Raw genomic sequence first — 4049 nt, forward strand, 5'->3', positions numbered from 1 at the left:
TCGTCGTGCGGCTCGCGGTGCTGCACGCGCTCAAGGCCCACACGCGCTGGGTCGACGGCGGCAAGGGCTGACGCGTCCTCACGAGAGCAGGGGATCGCGCGAGAACAGGGCCGATCTGCGCGGACTCGTCCTGTGCTCGCACGATCCCCTGTGCTCACGCGGCCGCGGCCCGCGCCATGACACGCCCGGCCCACCCGCTGTTCAGCAACGCTCCGGTACGATGCCCCGTGCCCGAAACGCTGCTGGACCCCGAACGCGATGCCGCGCGGTCGACCGCCATCGACCCGCACGAGCTCGAGATCGCGCTGCGCGTCATCGACGCGGCCTCCTCGCTCGACCCTGAAGACCCGGCCTACATCGCCCTGCGTCGCCAGACCGGCAAGCTCTACAAGGACGTCAAGCGGCAGTCGCGCAAAGAGAAGCGTCAGCGCATCGCCGATGCGGACCGCGCAGTCGTCGCCGCCACCGCGACCGGAGCCGCCGACCGCATCGACGACGAGACCCGCGGCATCCCCTTGGCCGCCCGCACCTCCATGCCGTTCGCGGGCGAGCTGATCAAGGCACGCGCTTGCTACATCTGCAAGCAGGACTACACCCTCGTCGACGCGTTCTATCACCAGCTCTGCCCCGACTGCGCGGCGATGAGCCACGAGAAGCGCGACGCCCGCACCGACCTCACAGGGCGTCGGGCTCTGCTGACCGGCGGCCGCGCCAAGATCGGCATGTACATCGCGCTGCGGCTGCTGCGCGACGGCGCGCACACCACCATCACCACGCGCTTCCCCCGCGACGCCGTGCGCCGGTTCTCGTCGCTGCCCGACAGCGCCGACTGGATCCACCGGCTGAAGGTCGTCGGCATCGACCTTCGCGACCCCGCCCAGGTGATCGGACTCGCCGACTCCGTGGCATCCGCGGGTCCGCTCGACATCCTCATCAACAACGCCGCGCAGACCGTTCGGCGCTCGCCGGGTGCATACAAACCCCTGGTGGATGCCGAATTGGCACCCCTTCCCGACGGCCCTCTGCCCGAGCTGCTCACCTTCGGCCACACCAACGACGCCCACCCCCTCGCGCTCGCGCAGTCGGTGTCGGCGCACCCGATCCTCGCGTCGGCGGCGCGCACGGCCGACGAACTCACCGCCGAGGCCATGGCCGCGGGGTCGTCGTCGCTCGAACGGCTGATGACCGGGACCGCGATCGACGCGGGCGGTCTCATCCCCGACGAGGACCGCATCAACAGCTGGACGCAGCACGTCGACCAGGTCGAGCCGCTCGAGATGCTCGAGGTGCAGCTGGCCAACATGACCGCGCCGTTCCTGCTCGTGAGCCGCCTGCGCCCGGCCATGGCCGCCTCGACCGCGGAGCGCAAGTACATCGTCAACGTCTCGGCGATGGAGGGCGTGTTCGGCCGCGGCTACAAGGGTCCCGGCCACCCGCACACGAACATGGCGAAGGCCGCGCTGAACATGCTGACGCGCACGAGCGCCCGCGAGATGTTCGAGAACGACCGCATCCTCATGACGGCCGTCGACACCGGCTGGATCACCGACGAGCGCCCGCACTTCACCAAGGTGCGGCTGGCCGAAGAGGGCTTCCACGCCCCGCTCGACCTCGTCGACGGCGCCGCCCGCGTGTACGACCCGATCGTGCGCGGCGAGGCCGGCGAAGACCTGTTCGGCATCTTCTTGAAGGACTACCGCAAGAGCTCCTGGTGAGGTCGCGTTCCACCGCGGTTGGACCGCGCGGGGGCGAGTGGCGCCCGGCGGCGGCGCGTTGGCGCGGGCGCTTTCGCGCTGCGCGCGGTGTTGAGTGTCCAGAACACACCGCGCGGGCGGGGGCTTCGCGGCGTGTCTTGGACACTCAACCGCGGTTGGACCGCGCGCGGGCGGTCACGCGGGCAGGAAGTACTCGCGGGCCAGCGGGGCGATCTCGATTCCGGATGCCGTCGCGGCGGTGACCCAGCGCAGCTCGGCGATCTCGGCATCCGGGATCGGCTGCTGGTCGCCGATGTCGACGCGGAACACGTCGGCGACCACCTCGAAGCCGGGCTCGTTCGCGGCGCTCGCGGTGAAACGCCCGAGGGGCTCGAGGTGCTCGGGCGCGACGCGCAGGCCGACCTCCTCGGCGAGCTCTCGCGCAAGGGTCTCGGCGGGCGTCTCGTCGGGCTCGGGCTTGCCGCCGGGCTGCATGAACGCCGTCGTCCCGGCCTTGCGCACGACCAGCAGCCGGCCGTCGGCGTCGGTGATCACCGCAGCCGAGACGTGGATGCGGCGCAGGGGGATGGCATCCGGAGTCACATCGGCACGGTAGCACCCGCGCCCGCCGCGCCGAGGAGGGCGATGGCCGCCGTGCCGGGGCGGTCACGGGTTCGAAACCTCCTCTCGACCGGGCCTCACCGCGTCGGTGGAGACCTCCGGAGGCGGGCGGAACGCCTCGGAATGGATGTCGTCATGCGCAATTCATCGTGCATCGTCGTCGATTCCTTGCGCAGTACGGGCGTTTCACGGCATCCTCGACAAGGAGGTTGATCGCGTGATGACGAAGACGTTGGCGGCGGTAGTGGTGGCATTGGCTCTGGGGGCTCCCCTTGCCGCGCCGAATACGCCCGGAGAATCGACGGGCGACTCGTTGCTCATCTCGGTCGAGATCCCCGCCCGCACCGGCGCCCCGACGCCCCCGCCGACGACGGCGCCCACCGCGACCCCGTCTCCGACGGCGGTCCCCACCCCGTCGGCCCCGACGTCCACCGCGAGTCCTGCCCCGGCGGACCCGGGATCGGATGCCGCGAACCCCCGACCCGGTGCGCTTCCGTCCACGGGCGGCGAGATCGCCGTGGGGGCCGCTGTGGTCGCGCTCCTGGCGCTCGCCGCCGGACCCGCGATCCGCGCCCGTCGTCGCCGACGCGTCTGAGGCGAGGGGCGGCGGATCCACTGATTCGCCGTCGAGGTTCCGCGGAGGCCGCACAGGTGCCGAGGAATACACTGGATCCCATCCATTCCGCTCTTCGGGGACCCTCCGTGACCTCTTCCTCCACACCGCGCGCCTTCGACGTTCGCCACCTGCAGCTGGCGCGCGCCGCGTTCGCGGCGCTCGCGGCCATCATGGTCACGTTCTCGCCGGATCACTCCGCCGTCCTCGGGCTCGGCGTCTTCAGCGGTTTCGCGCTCGCGACGGGACTGGTCTTCGCGCTTTCCGCGTGGCTGGTGTTCCCGCGCGGGGAGCGCATGATCCCGGTGCTCCTGGCATCCGTCTCGATCCTGGCCGGCCTCGTGTCCAGCGTCGGAGCGTGGCGCACGACGGGCGTCTTCTTCGGCGTCGTGATCGCGTGGGCGCTCGTGTCGGGGCTCGTCGAACTGCTGGGGGCCCTCCGTGACCGCAAGGCGGGGCGTACCGCGGGCGTGCGAGACGGGATGCTCATCGGCATCCTGAGTATCGTGCTGGCGGCCGTGCTGCTGCTCACCCCGGCGCAGTACGCGCTCGACTACGACATCACCGGTGCGGGATCGTTCACGCTGACCGGCATCACCATCGCCGTGGGACTCTTCGGCGGATACGCGGCGGTCGTCGCCGTGTTCCTCGCGATCGCGGGCTTCTCTCCGCGCCGCCCCGAGCCCGTAGCGGCCGTATCCCCTGAGGAGGCCGCGTCATGACCGACAAGCCCACCACGCGCAAAGACCTGATGAAGCCCGTGCAACTGCTGGGGTTGGCCTTCGTCGCCGCCCTGTTCGCCGGCTTCGTCACGCTGATGTCGATGGGGTTCTTCCAGACGCGTCCGGCCGACCAGATCCAGAACGCCCTGATCGTCGCGCTCGTCGCCGCCGGTGCGACGTTCATCGTCGTGCTCGTGAGCGTCGCCCTCATGCTTCTCGCTGTCGACCCTGCCAAGGTCACCGCCACCGTCGATCGTCCGCTGCTCCTTCCCAAGGACGCTCCGGATGCCACCACCCCCGGCGCCTCCACGGCCGGCCCCGCTGCAGGGGCTGAGGGCTCCGCGGTGTCTGAGCAGCCCGTGCGGCCGGCGGCCGAGAAGCCCGACGACGACGCGGCGC

The 4049-nt window shown here is 71.1% G+C and carries 5 protein-coding genes; 4 read left to right on the forward strand and 1 reads right to left on the reverse strand.

Annotated elements, in window-relative coordinates; genetic code table 11:
* The first annotated feature begins 176 nt into the window (after positions 1 to 176).
* On the forward strand, positions 177 to 1715 hold the full coding sequence (locus tag RWP81_RS14885) for an SDR family NAD(P)-dependent oxidoreductase (protein WP_314457394.1): 1539 nt from the start codon (positions 177 to 179) through the stop codon (positions 1713 to 1715).
* Positions 1716 to 1889: 174 nt separating this feature from the next.
* On the opposite strand, the gene RWP81_RS14890 is transcribed toward RWP81_RS14885, so the two are convergent.
* Positions 1890 to 2297 carry an NUDIX domain-containing protein gene (locus RWP81_RS14890; RefSeq protein WP_314457396.1) on the reverse strand — a complete coding sequence of 136 codons (408 nt, stop codon included), beginning with the start codon at positions 2295 to 2297 and terminating at the stop codon, positions 1890 to 1892.
* A gap of 235 nt (positions 2298 to 2532) precedes the next feature.
* Between RWP81_RS14890 and RWP81_RS14895 the strand changes: the two genes are divergently transcribed.
* The 3 genes from RWP81_RS14895 to RWP81_RS14905 all read left to right on the forward strand — a co-directional run.
* A complete protein-coding gene (locus tag RWP81_RS14895; protein WP_399540618.1) occupies positions 2533 to 2910 on the forward strand; it encodes an LPXTG cell wall anchor domain-containing protein in 378 nt (125 codons plus the stop codon).
* A gap of 107 nt (positions 2911 to 3017) precedes the next feature.
* Positions 3018 to 3650 (forward strand): acyl-CoA synthetase, encoded by a 633-nt coding sequence (locus RWP81_RS14900; protein ID WP_314457398.1) that lies wholly within the window; start codon positions 3018 to 3020, stop codon positions 3648 to 3650.
* A partial coding sequence (locus RWP81_RS14905) for a hypothetical protein (protein WP_314457400.1) occupies positions 3647 to 4049 on the forward strand: 403 nt, incomplete at its 3' end. The genes RWP81_RS14900 and RWP81_RS14905, both read left to right, overlap by 4 nt.

Origin of the sequence: uncultured Microbacterium sp., assembly GCF_963521695.1 — a bacterium.
GTDB lineage: Bacteria > Actinomycetota > Actinomycetes > Actinomycetales > Microbacteriaceae > Microbacterium.